This is a genomic window from Roseateles sp. P1_C1_2, assembly GCF_056406535.1.
This window is the reverse complement of record NZ_JBFUAB010000023.1, coordinates 100,795-115,109: the sequence shown is the minus strand read 5'-3', so window position 1 is coordinate 115,109 and position 14,315 is coordinate 100,795. Positions and strand designations below refer to the sequence as shown.

The following is a 14,315-nucleotide window of genomic DNA, read 5'->3' as shown; positions in this document are numbered from 1 at the left end:
ATGGGGGTCATTCTTGCGAGCCGCACCGCCGGCGCAAAGTTGTGGAGTTCCACATTTCGCGCGGCCTCCACCCTTCTTAGACTGCGGGCATGACTTTGCGCGACCTCCTGCACCGCAGCCTGTGGCTGGCCCCGCTGGCCCTGTCGCTGGTCTTCGTGCTGGGCGTGCTGGCCTGGGTGCGTGCCAACGAGGCCGAGGAGCAGGAGCAGCAGCGCCAGACGCTGATCTCCGACGCGCTGAGCACCGAGGCCCAGCTGCGCGACCGCATCGCCGACGAGCAGGGCCATCTGCGCCAGCTCGCCCAAGGCCTGGTCGGCCAGGCACCGAGCGAGGCGGTGCTGGATGGCCAGGCCGAGGTCAACGCGGGCCTGCGGCGGCTGTGGCAGTCGGTGACCTGGCTGGACGCGCGCAACCGCGTGATGGCCGAGGTCTCGGGCCGCGGCGACATCGGGCGGCTGGAGGATGGCCTGTCCCTGCACCTGACGGCGCCGGTGGGCGCCGAGGGGACGCTGGTGGTGCGCTACCCGCCGGCCCTGCTGCTCAAGCGCGGCGTGCCCTGGTGGCTGGCGCGCAAATACGATGTGCAGCTCGTCGACAGCGCCGACCAGGTCATCGCCTCCAGCACCGAGTCGCCGCTGCGCGCGGCCCAGGCGCAGCGGCCGAGCTATCGCGTCGCGCTGACCGGCCCGCTGCGCGCCAGCCCGCTGACGCAGGCGACCCTGACCGACGCCGCGCTGGAGCTGACGGTGCGTGATCCCGTCGTCAATGGCGTGCGGCCGCTGGCCTGGGTGCTGGTGGCCGGCTTCCTGCCCCTGATCGCCGTCGCGAGCTGGCTGCTGCGCCGCCAGATGCGCCAGGTGCAGCGCGCCGAGGTGGCCGGCCGCACCGAGGCCGCCTGGCGCCGCGCGATGGAGGACTCGGCGCTGGTCGCCCTGCGCGCGCGCGATTTCGACGGCCGCCTGCTCTATGTGAACCGCACCTTCTGCGACATGGTGGGCCTGCCGGCCGAAGCGCTCGTCGGCTTGCTGCCGCCCATGCCCTACTGGCCGCCGGACGCGCATGAGGAAATCAGCGAGCGCAACCGCCGCAACCTCGCCGGCCATGCGCCGCGCGAGGGCTATGAGGCGCATTGGCGGCACAGCGCCGGCCGCATGGTCGACGTGATGGTGTTCGAGTCGCCGCTGGTGGACGCCGGTGGCCGCCAGATCGGCTGGATGGGCAGCATCATCGACATCACCGAGCGCAAGCGCCTCGAGGATCGCGAGCGCCGCCAGGTCGAGACCCTGGCCCACAACGCGCGCCTGACCATGCTGGGCGAGATCGCCTCCACGCTGGCTCACGAGCTCAACCAGCCGCTGACGGCCATCGCCAGCTATGGCGCCGGCATCACCAACTCGCTGGCCAAGCTCGGCGTGCAGGACGAACTCGTGCTGGGCGCCCTGCAGCGCCTGGGCCAGCAGGCCACGCATGCCGGCCGCATCGTCGCGCGCATCCGCGAGTTCCTGACCCGCCGCGAGCCGCGCCACGAGCACTGCGACCTGCACGAGGTCATCACCGCCGCCATCGAACTGCTCAAGCGAGACTGCCAGCGCCGCGGTGTCGCGCTGGATGTGACCCTCGCGCCGGGCGTGCCCGCCGTGCTGGCCGACGCCGTCCTCATCGAGCAGGTCGTCATCAACCTCGTGCGCAACGCCGCCGACGCGCTGCAGGCCCGCGAGAGCGGCCGGCGCATCGCCGTCAGCAGCCGCGTGGCTGGCGACTTCGTGCGCGTCGACGTGCAGGACAACGGCCCCGGCCTGGCAGGCCGCCGCGTCGAGCAGCTGTGCGCGGCCTTCTATTCCACCAAGGCCGACGGCATGGGCATGGGCCTGGCGATCTGCCGTTCCATCATCGAGGCCCACCAGGGCGTGCTCGATGCGAACGAGGCAGCGGCTGGGGGTGCCCTCTTTTCGTTCAGCTTGCCTTTGAGCAGGGAGACGGTGAATGGCTGAAGCCGCGGTCCACCTCGTCGACGACGATCCCGGCGTGCGCGATGCGCTCGCCTTCCTGCTGCGCTCGCGCGGCCTCAATGTGCGGGCCTTCGACAGCGGTCCGGCGCTGCTGGAGATGCTGGACCGCGAAGGGACGCCGCGGGGTGTCTTCCTGCTCGACGTGCGCATGGAGCCCATGGGCGGCACGCGGCTGCACGACGAGCTGCTGGCGCGCCGTCTGAGGAATCCGGTGCTGTTCCTGACCGGCCACGGCGACATCCCCATGGTCGTCGAGGCGCTGAAGAAAGGTGCCTTCGACTTCCTCGAGAAGCCTTACAGCGACAACGCGCTGGCCGACCGCCTCGAACAGGCGCTGGCCGTGGACGCAGCCATGCAGGCCGAGGGCGCCCAGGCGGCCGAGCGCAGCGCGCGGCTGGCCAGCCTGACGGAGCGCGAGCGCGAAGTCATGACGCGGGTGGCGGCCGGCAAGCTCAACAAGGTCATCGCCGACGAGCTGAACGTGTCGGTGCGCACGGTGGAGGTGCACCGGGCCAGGGTTTTTGCGAAGCTGGGAGTGAGGTCGGCGGCGGAAGTGGCGACGTTGCTTGCGGGGCGTTAAGGCCGGGCTCCCATGGCCGGATGCCGCCACGGAGGATCACAGAATGGCAAAGGAACTGGCCTGCCCGGCCCCTGACGACAAGGTCGGCCTGAAGATCGACTATCTGGCCAAGTGTCTGGCCCAATCCCTGGCGGCCCAAGGTTTCAAGCGCAAGGGACGCAACCTGTTGCGTGAAGCTGGTGATGGCGTGGATCGGCATTGGCAGATCATCAATTTCCAGTCCGGCTCATGGAATTCGGGTGCCAGCGGCGAGTTCTATGTGAATGTGGCGCTGCAGTTCCCGGCCATTCAGCGCGTCGAGGCGACGCGTCCTGGCGAGGAATGGCTGGCCGACCTGCTGGACAAGCTCGGCGAGGAATTCGGGCAGTTGCGCGAGCGGTTGCAGAATTTCGCGCCCGACGGGCATTTGCTGGCCGGATTCGAAATCAAGATCGGCGCGAGCGAAGACCTGCCGGCGCTGGCTCGGACGCTGTCGGTGGCGGTCGACCAATGGGCTGTGCCGTGGATGTTGAAGCATGCGTCGGTGGTATCGGTGCGTGATCACGATGACGCCATGGCCAGCCCCGGCGTGCAGGAAAGGATTGCGGCCGCCTTGGTCCTGGAGGGCGTCGCAGGCGTCGAGCGCCTGCTGGTGGCCAAGCAGGCAGCCTGGGCCGATCTGTATCCCTCCGACGTCCAGAGCCTGTGCGAATGGCTGGAACCTCTGGGCGTGAACTGCAAGCTCCTGCCCGTCGGCACGCCGCCCAAGAAGGACAACTGGACCCTGCGTCAGGAAGCCGAGGCCGCTGCTGAAGACGCTCGCCACGCCGCTGAGGCCGCCGAGCTGATGGCCCAGCTTGATGCCGATCGGCCAGAACCCGCGCTGCTTGCCGCCGCATGGCTGGCCGAGTGGCGAGCCCGCTGGCGCGAAGAACCCAAGCCCCTCGTCGACCTCCCCAGCGGTGTCCGCGTGGCTGCGCTGGATGGCGCCGGGCGTGAGGCCGTGCTGCTCGGTCTGCTGCAGACCCTGGTGCCATTGGAAGCCCAGGCCCGGCATGACCCGCTGCAGGAGAGCGCGCTCGACTTCGAACCGGACGAAGCGGTGAACGAGCTGTTGCGGGCGCTGCTGCCGACCCTGGCATCGCTGCAGCAGGCGGCTGCGCTTCTCGCGGTTCTCGGCGCGCTCCAGACCCGGCTGCATCAGGACATGGTGACGGCGGCTTACCCCTGGGGTTTCGCCAAGCTGGCCGCGTGGATCGTCAAGCAGCCGCAGAACCCCGCGCTGCGCGACGGCATCCAAACCTGGATGCAGGGTCTGTCTCCTTTGATGCTTGCTCGATGGGATGCGACCGACCGCGCGCTTGCCGAACGGTATGCCCGTCCCCTGGACCCGAACGACACGTTCTACGAGATGCTGCTGGAGCAGCGGACGTCATATGCGGCCCAAGTAGAGGCAGGGACGTATGCAGCGACGCGCGCCCGCATTGCCACCTACCCCGAGCAGTCGCTTGCTGCCGATGACAAGGCTGCCGTGCGCGCGTGGCGCCGGTGGTTGCGCCGCGATCCCGTCACCGGTCGGTTGCCCGTCGATTGGGAGGCCGACGACTGGGGCGGGCCGGCGCTAGGAGCCTGGCAACAGGCCGAGCCCTTGCTGCGAGAGGCGCTGGTCCCTGCGCTGCAGGCCTGGCTGGAAGACGGCGTCACGACCAAGCCCAAGGCGCTGACAGCGCTGACCACCCAGGTCGAATCGCTGCCGGCCGAGCACCGTGCGGGCTGGCAGGCCTGGGTGCTGGATCGCCTGCGCGCCTTCGAACACCACAGCGGCAAGACCGAATGGGCCACCACGCGCATGCGCCGCGGCGTCGGCGCCGTGCTGGGCGAAGACAGCGAAAGCCTGCTGCTCGGCCTGCTGCTGTGGAGCAGGACTGACCGCGGAATCGCCGACGAGGCGCTGGCTCCTGTCTGGCGATCGTTGACCGAGGCCGCCTGGCATCGCATCCCCGAACATGGGGCCCGTGCGCCGGGCGTCGGCAAGCTGGGTCTGCGCCTGCTGGCGGGTCTGGGCGGCGCGTCGCGCGAGTTCGTGCAGGCTTGCGCCGCTGACAAAGTCGAGAAGCAACGCGCCAAGGCCGCTGCCCAGGCCCTGGACGACCCGCTGCTGCGGGTCTGAACGGCTCGGGGTATTTGCGAAGCCGGTAGCGAGGGCTTTCGCGCCGCTTGCAACCACCTGCATGCGGGGGGCGAAATCCGGTACCTTCATCGAAACTTCCCGCAAACAAGGCCGACGAGCCACGGAGGGTTGAATGGCCATCGAATTCGCGCTGCAGAAACCCTGTTCAGCCCGGCGGCACACGCCGGAGGTGAAGCTGCGCTCCATGGTCAGGCACGCGGGCAGCGCCGAAGTCGCCATCGCCCGCTTCCGCGAGAAGTTCCCCCACGCCGACGAAGAGACGCTGATCACAAAGTGCACCGTCGAGATCGCCGTCAAGCGTCCGGATGGCACGGTCATCCAGACCCAGGTCACGGTCGGCAAGCTGCAGGAGATGACCGAGCCGCTCAGCGAACTGGACGGCGAATGCAAGGGCTGCCCGGCCAATGTGTCGGGGCGCTCCTTCGGCTGCATCGGCAAGGTGGACACCCCCATCCGCAAGGAAGTCGAGGACTGGCTGCTGGCGCGCCTGCCCGACGACGCCAAGGACGCCAACCTGGCCGTGCTCCTCAAGCACCTTGCCGACCTCGGCATCGACGGCGCTCTGGTGGAGGAGCAGCGCTCACGTGCGCGCATGTTCGAGCGCAGGGAGGCCGCGGTCAGGAAGTGGGGCGGCTGGTTCGGCGCCAAGACGCAGCTCACTTCAAGCCAGCTGCTGCAGATGCTGGCCTTCGGTGAATCGATAGCCCCGGAGCAGGCGCAGCTCTATACACGGCTGTTGGGTCTGGCCAGGCTGGGCGCCGAGCCCGAGTCCGCCTCGAGCGCGGTGGAGCAGTTCAAGATCTTCCTGCGGGCGGTCAATCTGGCCGGCCGCCTGAATGTGCAGCTGATCGTCGAAGCCTGAGCCGCTGCGTGCACGAGTTCACGGATGGACGGCCGCAACCCTTGTCCACGGGTGACGGCGCGCTTTACATCGGTCGGCGACGCATCGCCCCGATGGGGGAGAAAAGTGAAGCGTGACAATGGGATGGACTTGTGGCCCGAATAGTGCTTACGGCAATGCCTGTCACCGTTCAACCTGAGCATCACCAATGAACTTCTTCTCCAAATCCGTCGCCGCCCTCAGCCTGCTGGCCGCTGGCCTGTCCGCCCAAGCCGGCGTCATCGACCTCTACGGCCTGGCTGGCAACTTCAACCAGTCCACGTTCGGCTCGGGTGGCTCGCAGTACTACGCCCAGTCCATCACGGCCGACGGCACGATGTTCGACAGCCTGCGCTTCACGGTCAACGACGCCGAAGGCGGCAGCTTCAAGCTGCGCATCACGACCGGCGTGGCTGCCGGCCTGCCCGGTACCGGTGCGCGTCCCGACGCTGTCAACGAGCTCTTCTCGCAGACCTTGAACCACGCAGGTGGCGGTGCCATCAACTTCGACGTGAACCTGAACCTGGCCGTCGCCGATGGCGATGTGCTGTTCTTCGTCCTCGACGCCGTCGGCCAAACCCTGAGCGGCGCGACCGTGCTGGCCACGCAGTTCGGCGGTGTCGACAAGTACACCGGCGGTGAATTCATCTTCGGCAACACCAACTCTCCGCTGGGTTCGGTCGGCTGGTCGTCGCGTCAGCCCAACGGCGAAGACCTGGTCTTCCGCGCCGCCTTCAGCGACAACGTCGTGCCCGAGCCGGGCTCGCTGGCCCTGGTCGCCGCCTCGCTGCTGGGTGTTTGCGCAGCCGCCCGCCGCCGCCGCGCCTGATCCTTCCGGCTTTCCGGTTCAAGAAGCCCGCGCGGTGCATGCCGCGCGGGCTTTTTTTCGACCCGCTCATCGGTCGGGATTCGCTTCGAGGTAGGCGATGCGCCGGATCGGCGTCATCAACGCGCCCAGCGCGACGACGGCCAGCAGGCACAGCGCCGCGGCCGTGAACAGCGCCGTCACGTCCAGCACCCGCAGCGCCGCCCCCGCGGCCGCAGAAGCCAGCGGCGCCAGGCCCATGACGATGAACATGAACAAGGCCATCGAGCGGCCCAGCATCTCGGGCGCGATGCGCTTTTGCAGCCAGCTGTAGACGGCCACCTGCACGAAGCCGGCCAGCGCACCCAGGGGCAACAGCAGCAGCGCGCCCTGCCAGGCGGCATGCACATGGCCGAAGGCCAGGAAGACGCCGGCGGCGATGCCGTCGATGAGCAGCACGGTGCCGCCCAGCGTGGACAGGCGCCAGTTCGGCTTCAGGCCCGACACGGCCATGCCGGCCAGCGAGCCCAGGCCGTGCACGGCCAGCATGACGCCCAGCGCCGCGGCGCCGCCGGGCAGGCGTTCGGCGGCGAGCACCGGCAATGCGACCTGGATGGGGCCGCCGACGAAGAAGGCGATGGCTGCGAAGTAGAGGAACAGGGCGCGCAGTTCATGGTCCTGCCAGCAGGCGCGCAGCGATTCGGCAATCGCTGCGAAGACGGCCTGGGGTGGCTGGGCCGGTGGCGCGCAGGTCTGCACGCGCGACAGCGTCCAGGCCGAGACGGCGAAGCTGATGGCATCGAAGCCGAAGGCCCAGGCCAGGCCGGCCAGCCCCAGGGCGGGGTCGCTGCCCGAGGTGACGAGCAGGCCGGCCAGCACCGGGCCGAGCAGCAGCACGAGCTGGCGCGCGCCCATCAGCACGCCGTTGGCGGGCTGGATCAGCGTGGCCGGCACGGCCCGCGGCAGGATGGCGCTGCCGGCGGGGTAGCTGAAGGCGGTGGCGAGGCCGATGGCCAGCGTCAGCGCATAGACGCCCGGCAGCGTGATCGACCCGGTGGCCGTCAGCGCGCTGAGCAGGCCCAGCAGCGCGGCGTTGATCCACTTCGTCAGCCACAGCACGCGCTTGGGCGAGTAGCGGTCCACCAGCGCGCCGCCGACGAGGATGAAGATGGCGCGTGGCAGGCTGCCCAGGGCCAGCACCGTGCCCAGCACCAGCGGGTCGCGGCTCAGCGCCATCACCAGCCAGGGCAGGGCCAGCAGCGTGAACTGGTCGCCCAGCATGGACAGCAGGCCGCCGCCGATGATCCAGCGGAAGTTGGCGTTCCGGAACAGCTCGCGGCGCGGGTTGCTCATGACCTCTCCTGCGGGGGCAGTGTTTCCTTGGACCGGCGCAGATAGGCGAGCAGTTCCTGCGTCACGCCGGACTGGCGCGCCAGCTCGGGCTCGGCGGCATACATGCGCTGCATGGTGTCTTTCATGCCGGGCGCGACGTCCAGGAACTGCTTCTGCAGCAGCAGCCAGCGCCGCACCAGGGACTGCACCTCGGGCATGCCCGGGTCCACGCCGGCCTCCATGGCCGCCCGAGCCTCGGCGATCAGCCGCGGCCACTCCAGCTCGACGGCATCGCGTTCGGTCTCGGGGATGGCCTCCCATTGCCGGCGCATCGCGCGCAGCTGCTCGGGGCTGAACCAGCGCTCGTGCACGCGGCGGATGGCCATCGCATCCAGCAGCACCTGCACGGCATCGCCACCGTCGCCTTGCAGCTCCAGCCGCTTGGCGGCATTGCGCAGCGTCAGCAGCAGACTCTCCTGCGCCTGCAACTGGGCCTCGACCTGTTCGATCTGGGCCTGCAGCACCGCGGCCAGCGGCTGGGGCGCTTCGCCGTCCAGCAGCGGTGCAATCTCCTTCAGCGACAGGCCGGCATCGCGCAGGGCCAGCACGCGGTGCAGGCGCAGCACGTCGGCCTCGCCATAGCGGCGATAGCCCGCCTCGCTGCGGCCCGAGGGGCGCAGCAGGCCGAGTTCTTCGTAGTGGTGCAGGGTGCGCACCGTGAGGGCGGCGCGCTTGGCCAGCTCTCCCACTGTGTAGTCCATGTCGGGGCTCTCCTTGACGACGGGCCGGATCATGGACCCTGACGTTGCGTGAGGGTCAAGCCCCGCGCCATCGCGATGCACGGTGTCGCGATGCGGGGCGAACAAGCCCAAACCTGGGGCGAACCCTGATTGAAACGACGTCAAAGCGTGAAGTTGTTTGCGCTCCCAGCCTGGCATGGCGTTTGCAAAAGAGAGATTGCCGAGGCGACTGGCCTCGGGGAACCTAAGGAGTACCTCACCATGAAGACCTGGACGAATCTGCGACCCCTCACCCTGTCGGCCGCTCTGCTCGCAACCCTGACGCTGACCGCGCCCGCGAGTGCCCAGGAACCCACCGTGCCTGGCGTCGTCGGCCGTACCGTGCTGCGCGAAGCCCACGGCGAATACGTGCTGGAAGACGGCCGCACCCTGCGCGTCGTCGTCGGCATTCGCCATCTGGGCGTCGGCCTCGACGAGGCGCCCCTCGAGACCTGGCAGGCCCGGAACGCCGAGCTGCTCGTCAGCGCCGACGGCATGCGTCGACTGCGCCTGTATCGCAATGTCGACGGCACCGTCGATCGCGTCGCGCTGGAGACCGACCGCATCAAGTGACAGCGCTGACAGCAAGCTCTGAGGCCAAGGCCATGAGCCTTGGCCTGCGCGAGACACAAGCGGTCCTCAAGACCGCTTGTGTCCATGCTCACCGGCGCGGCTGCCCATCCATCCATGCAGCGCGGATCTCGCGCCCGCAGCTCACCGAAGCCACCGCCGGCTTGTCGCCCGGGTCGCCGCTCATGACGCCGTGGCGCTGCTCGCGCGCGACCATGCCGTAGAAGCGCCTGTCGGCGCTGACCCAGGGATAGAAGCCGAAGGCGCCCGGGCTGCTGAAACTGCCGTCGCCGACCTGCGGGTCGTCCTCCACCCAATGGCCGAGGCTGTAGTGCCAGCTCTCGGTCTCGGGGATGGGCGTCTTCACGGCCTCGCGCGGGCAGGTCTGCGGGTTGGTGCAGACAGCCTCCTTGCCGAGCCAGGGGCCGAGCTGCAGCTTGCCGTCGAGCAGGGCACGCAGGAAGCGGCTGTAGTCGGCCGCCGAGGTCTTGCCGCCACCGGCGGGTTGAGACTGGCTGTAGTCGAAACGCCAGTCGGCACCCAAGGCGGGCGCAAGCGTCTGCCGCACCGCCATTGCCAGGCCATCAGGGCCCAGCGAGCCCAGGCCCATCAGTACCGCGTGCTTCTGCATATGGCCGCCGTTGTAGTCGAAGCGGCCCTCGGTCGCCGGGTTCTGGCGGCCGCGGCCGTTGATCAGGCCCTCCTGGCAGGCCGCCACGCTCTGGTTGGGCCGGCAGACATGGAAATAGGTGTAGCCGGACTGGAAGTGCAGGAACTTGACGTCCTCGCTTGTCAGCTGGCCCTGGCGGCGCTCGGCGACGAAGGCGCCGTAGATCCATTTCGATGCCGACGCGATCGCCATCTCGGTGCTGCGCTCGGGCGCGTTGTCGCCCGCCTTGCCGCCGACCAGCGGCTGGGTGGCGTTGCCGATCTCCCAGTAGAAGGGTTGGGCGGCCACGCAGGCGGCGGACTTCTCGGCCGTCAGCCGCGCGGCGCCGGCGCGCTGCAGTGGCGTCGGCTCGGCGTGGGCGACGAGCGGGGCTGCGATCAACAGGGCCAGGGGAATGGGGCGCATGGCGTTCTCCGTTTGAGGTGGACCCATGCTGCCCACCGCTGGCAGCGCAAAGGTTGCGGCCCGGGTTGCAGTGCTTGCAGGGTCTGACGCCATCCGCGGCTTGCAAGGATTTGTCATCGTTTTCCGGCAAGGTGGGGGCCGGCCTCCTCCCTAACATCCGGACATGAGTCGCATCCTGATCGCCGACGACGAGGCCGAGTTGCGCGGCCTGCTGCAGCGTTACCTGACCGAGCAGGGCCACGCGGTGCGCGCCGTGCCGGGTGCGGCCGCAGCCGCGCAGCTGCTGGCGCGCGAGCGCTTTGATGTGCTGGTGCTGGACCTGATGATGCCCGGCGAGGACGGCCTGTCGCTGTGCCGCCGCCKGCGCGGCCAGGGCGAGACCATCCCCATCCTGATGCTGACGGCGCGCGGCGACCTCGTCGACCGCGTGCTGGGCCTGGAGATGGGCGCCGACGACTATCTCGCCAAGCCCTTTGCGCCACGCGAGTTGCTGGCGCGCATCCAGGCCATGGTGCGCCGCCAGCAACAGCTAGGCGCCCACCTTGGCCCGGCTGGCGAGGAGGCGGTGTGCTTCGGCGCTTTCACGCTCTACCCGACGCAGCGCCGGTTGGAGCGCGATGGCGCCGAGGTTGACATCAGCACCGTCGAACTGAACCTGTTGCGGGCTCTCGCCAGCCAGCCCAACCGCCCGCTGGGCCGCGAGAAGCTGCTGGTGCTGGCCCATGGCGAAGAGCATGGCGTCAGCGACCGCAGCCTGGACGTGCAGATCATGCGGCTGCGCCGCCTCATCGAGGACGACCCCAGCGCGCCGCGGCACATCCAGACCGTGTGGGGCCTCGGCTATGTCTTCATCGTGGAGCCGGGCGAGCGATGAAGTTCGGCCTCGCCACGCTGTTCGGCCGCAACCTTTGGCTCATCGTCTGCTTGATCGTCGTCGGCCAGATCGTCAATGCGCTGGCCTATCGCGAACTCGTCGCCAAGCCGCGGCTGCGCCAGTCGGCCGAGGCGACGGCGCGCAGCCTGCAGGCCGTGGCCGAAGGATTGCACCTGCTGCCCGAGGAGCAGCGTGCCGGCTTCGTCGCGCGCTTCAATGCCCGCGCGGCCTCGGGCCCGACCGAAGCCATGCCCGAGCGCACCTCGTTGATGGAGCGCGCCTTCCTGGCCGAGCTGGCCGCGCAACTGGGCCAGGCGCCCGCCAGTCTCGAATGGCGGCGTGAAGCCAACGGCCTGATCGCTGTCCACATGCAGTCCTTCTGGCTTGTCGTGCCCTCGGTGCAGCCGGCCCATCGTTTTGCGCGCACCTGGCTGATCGCCAGCGGCGTCAGCGGCGTGTTAGCCCTGCTGGGCGCCTGGCTGATCCAGCGCCGCATCAACCGGCCCTTGCAACGCCTCGTCGATGCCGCCAAGGCCGTGGGCGCCGGCCAGCGCCGCCTGCTGCTGCCCACCGATGGCCCGGCCGAGACGGCGGCGCTCGCACGCGGCTTCAACGACATGGCCGAGGCCCTGGCGCGCGACGAGGAGGAGAGATTGCTGATGCTGGCCGGCCTGTCGCACGACCTGCGCACGCCGCTGGCCAAGATACGCCTCGCCAGCGAGCTGCTGCGCAGTTCCTTCGATCAGGGCGGCCAGGGCGACAAGGAGCTGCTCGACACCCTGGACCGCAGCCTGCACGGCCTGGACGGCCTGCTGACGCAGTTCCTCGACTACGCGCGCGCCGCCCACCCAGCCGAGCGGGAACTGCCGGCCGTGGACATCGAGCTGCGCGAGTTTCTGGCCGAAACGCTGGCACTGGCGCCGGGCCTGCCGCAACCGCTGTTGGCGCAAGGGCAGTCGGTGCGTCGGCGCGCACGGCCGCAGGCGCTGCGCCGCCTCGTGCTCAACCTCATCGTCAATGCGCAGAACCACGGCGCACCGCCCATCGAGCTGGCCTGCGGCGAGGAGGGTGGTGCAGCGTGGATAGAAGTGCGCGACCGCGGCCCCGGCATCGCGCCGGGCCGGGTGGATGAACTCAAGCGCCCCTTCCAGCGTGGCGACGCGTCGCGCGGTGGCAAGCCGGGCTCGGGCCTGGGCCTGGCCATCGTCGAGCGCATCGCGCGTGCCGAAGGCGCTCGGCTGAGCCTGCTGCCGCGCGATGGCGGCGGCCTCGTGGCCCGGGTCAGCTGGCCTTAGCCGCCACGAAACGGTACTCGTGCTGCGCGTCGCGCAGGATCAGCGTCGGCTTCGCAGCCTTGTCGTCGCGCACGAACTCGATGCCGCCGATGCCCGGGTCGATGGTCATATAGCTCTGCGTCCCGTCCTCGTTCTTGCGCAGCGCGACCTCGCTGTTCCAGTGGTCGAACTGGAAGCGCACCTGGCCGCCCTTCTTGCTGACCAGGATGCGGCCCAGCTCGGGGCTCACATAGCTGGTGGCCAGTGGCTTGATCGCGGCGGCGGGAACTGGCAGCGTCAGCAGCTCGCGCAGCTTGGCGGCCTCGGCCTTGCGGTTGGCGATGGAGACCTTGAGCCTGTCGTCGGCTTCCGGTCGACCATCGAACAGCACCTCCAGCAGCTTGCGCTGCAGCGGCCCGCGCAGCAGCACGCCGGCGTCGGCGTTGGTCAGAATGGTCACGCCGATGCCGTACTCGGGCAGCCAGATCATGTTGGAGTGAAAGCCCAGCATGTCGCCGCCATGTGAGGCGACGGTGATGCCGTACTGCTTGTCGACGATGAGGCCCATGCCGTAGGTGACGTCCTCGCCGACCATGACCTGGGGCTTGTAGCGCTCGGCCCAGTTGGCCTCGCCGATCAGCGGCTGGCCTTCGGGTGTCTTGCCTTTGTTGAGCTCCATCAGCACCCAGCGGCTGAAGTCGCGCGGCGTCGTCCACACCGCGCCGGCGGGGCGGGCCGGGATGATGGTGTAGTTCAGGTCCATGCTGGCGCGGCGCGTGCTGCCGTCCAGCGCGTCGCCGTGCGGCATGGCGTGGTTGCCACGCAGCACCTTGGCGTAGTCGAAGGTGGTGCTCCTCATGCCCAGCGGCCCGAACAGCAGCTCCTGCATGGCCTCGTCATAGGCCGCGCCGATCTCCTTGCCGGGCTTGAGCGCGCTGGCCGCGACATAGCCGCCGGCGCCCACCATCAGGTTGCTGTACTGGAAGACCTCGCCGAACTTGCTGGTCGGCTTCATCGCGCCGAGCTGGTCGAAGGTGGAGGTGGCCGGCGCCTTGCCGCTGGCGAACAGCCACTCCAGGTCCTGGCGCGGCATGCCGGTGCAGGCGCACACCAGGTGCTTGACCAGCACGCTCTTGGTGACTTCGGGGTCGGCCAGCTTGAAGCCCGGATAGGCCTCGGCGGCGGGCTGGTCCCAGCGCAGCTTGCCGGCGTCCACGGCGCGGGCCAGCAGCGCTGTCGTCATCGCCTTGGTGTTGCTGGCGGCCATGAAGAGGGTGTCGCCGTCCACCGGGGCGGGCTTGCCCTGTTCGCGCACGCCCAGGCCACCGGCCCAGACGACTTGGTTGGCGTTGATGAAGCTCAGGCCCACGCCGGGCACGTCGAGCTGCTTCATGCCTTCCGCCACAAAGGCCTTGAGCTGCTCGACGCGCTCGGGCGTCAGCGGCTTGGCTGGCTTGCCGGCAAAGCTTTCGCGCTCATAGCCCTTGGGACGCAGGCTGGCGAAGAACTTGCCGACGGGCGCGCCACGCTTTTCCAGCGTGGCCTCTGAGGCCTGCAGCAGCAGCACGACCCAGGCCTTGCCGTCGCCGGTGCTGGCGCGCCGGGCGATGGCCTGCAGCACCAGCTTCTCGTTGGGGGAGGTCTCGTAGTCGTAGACCTGCTGGTCGACCCAGCCATTGCGGCTGGGCCGCGGCGTGGCCAGGCGCAGCGTGCGCTTGAAGCCGGGATCGACCTGGGCCCAGGCCTGGGCGATGGCGTCGGGGGCGTCCTTGGCGGCGGCCAGGTCCACGACGATGACGCTGGCGTCGCCCTCGGGGGCGCTGAACTTCAGCACCGCGCCGGTGGCGCTGGTGGCAAAGGCCTCCGGCGGGGAGTAGGTGTGGCCGGCGGAGGTGGTGTCGGCATTCGCCGCGGCGAAGGCGACGGCGAGCAGGGATGCGATCAGCAGACGGCGCATGGGGGCTCCT

General features: G+C 69.4%; 12 protein-coding genes. 8 read left to right on the top strand and 4 right to left on the bottom strand.

Going from position 1 to position 14,315, the window contains the following annotated elements; translation table 11 throughout:
* The first annotated feature begins 89 nt into the window (after positions 1-89).
* The 5 genes from AC1D2H_RS22405 to AC1D2H_RS22385 all read left to right on the top strand — a co-directional run bounded on the left by AC1D2H_RS22405 (position 90) and on the right by AC1D2H_RS22385 (position 6,468).
* Complete coding sequence (locus AC1D2H_RS22405) at positions 90-1,991, top strand: sensor histidine kinase (protein WP_477936232.1); 1,902 nt, start codon at positions 90-92, stop codon at positions 1,989-1,991.
* Positions 1,984-2,589 carry a response regulator transcription factor gene (locus AC1D2H_RS22400; protein ID WP_478012514.1) on the top strand — a complete coding sequence of 202 codons (606 nt, stop codon included), beginning with the start codon at positions 1,984-1,986 and terminating at the stop codon, positions 2,587-2,589. The genes AC1D2H_RS22405 and AC1D2H_RS22400 overlap by 8 nt, the downstream gene beginning before the upstream one ends.
* The gene (locus AC1D2H_RS22395) at positions 2,576-4,738 is read left to right on the top strand and encodes a hypothetical protein (RefSeq protein WP_478012513.1); all 2,163 of its coding nucleotides are present in this window, start codon (positions 2,576-2,578) and stop codon (positions 4,736-4,738) included. The genes AC1D2H_RS22400 and AC1D2H_RS22395 overlap by 14 nt, the downstream gene beginning before the upstream one ends.
* A 133-nt stretch (positions 4,739-4,871) precedes the next feature.
* Positions 4,872-5,621, top strand: a complete 750-nt coding sequence (locus AC1D2H_RS22390; RefSeq protein WP_478012512.1) for a hypothetical protein — start codon at positions 4,872-4,874, stop codon at positions 5,619-5,621.
* Positions 5,622-5,808: 187 nt separating this feature from the next.
* Positions 5,809-6,468, top strand: a complete 660-nt coding sequence (locus tag AC1D2H_RS22385) for a PEP-CTERM sorting domain-containing protein (RefSeq protein WP_478012511.1) — start codon at positions 5,809-5,811, stop codon at positions 6,466-6,468.
* Positions 6,469-6,534: 66 nt separating this feature from the next.
* Here AC1D2H_RS22385 and AC1D2H_RS22380 read toward each other — a convergent pair whose 3' ends face one another.
* Both AC1D2H_RS22380 and AC1D2H_RS22375 read right to left on the bottom strand, forming a co-directional pair.
* Positions 6,535-7,797 carry an MFS transporter gene (locus AC1D2H_RS22380; protein WP_478012510.1) on the bottom strand — a complete coding sequence of 421 codons (1,263 nt, stop codon included), beginning with the start codon at positions 7,795-7,797 and terminating at the stop codon, positions 6,535-6,537.
* Positions 7,794-8,537 carry a MerR family transcriptional regulator gene (locus AC1D2H_RS22375; RefSeq protein WP_478012509.1) on the bottom strand — a complete coding sequence of 248 codons (744 nt, stop codon included), beginning with the start codon at positions 8,535-8,537 and terminating at the stop codon, positions 7,794-7,796. Before AC1D2H_RS22375 ends, AC1D2H_RS22380 begins: the two co-directional genes overlap by 4 nt.
* Positions 8,538-8,777: 240 nt before the next feature.
* Between AC1D2H_RS22375 and AC1D2H_RS22370 the strand changes: the two genes are divergently transcribed.
* Positions 8,778-9,128, top strand: a complete 351-nt coding sequence (locus tag AC1D2H_RS22370; RefSeq protein ID WP_478012508.1) for a hypothetical protein — start codon at positions 8,778-8,780, stop codon at positions 9,126-9,128.
* An 88-nt stretch (positions 9,129-9,216) separates the two neighbouring features.
* Here the strand turns inward: AC1D2H_RS22370 and AC1D2H_RS22365 are convergent, their stop codons facing one another.
* Positions 9,217-10,200, bottom strand: coding sequence for a hypothetical protein (locus AC1D2H_RS22365; RefSeq protein ID WP_478012507.1), 984 nt, complete (start codon positions 10,198-10,200; stop codon positions 9,217-9,219).
* 163 nt (positions 10,201-10,363) lie between these two features.
* Here AC1D2H_RS22365 and AC1D2H_RS22360 point away from each other — a divergent pair, with 163 nt between their 5' ends.
* On the top strand, positions 10,364-11,074 hold the full coding sequence (locus AC1D2H_RS22360) for a response regulator (RefSeq protein ID WP_478012506.1): 711 nt from the start codon (positions 10,364-10,366) through the stop codon (positions 11,072-11,074).
* A complete protein-coding gene (locus tag AC1D2H_RS22355) occupies positions 11,071-12,369 on the top strand; it encodes an ATP-binding protein (protein ID WP_478012505.1) in 1,299 nt (432 codons plus the stop codon). Before AC1D2H_RS22360 ends, AC1D2H_RS22355 begins: the two co-directional genes overlap by 4 nt.
* Here AC1D2H_RS22355 and AC1D2H_RS22350 read toward each other — a convergent pair.
* A complete protein-coding gene (locus AC1D2H_RS22350; protein WP_478012504.1) occupies positions 12,356-14,305 on the bottom strand; it encodes a serine hydrolase domain-containing protein in 1,950 nt (649 codons plus the stop codon). The two genes, AC1D2H_RS22355 and AC1D2H_RS22350, sit on opposite strands and share 14 nt — an antisense overlap.
* Between the last annotated feature and the right edge of the window lie 10 nt (positions 14,306-14,315).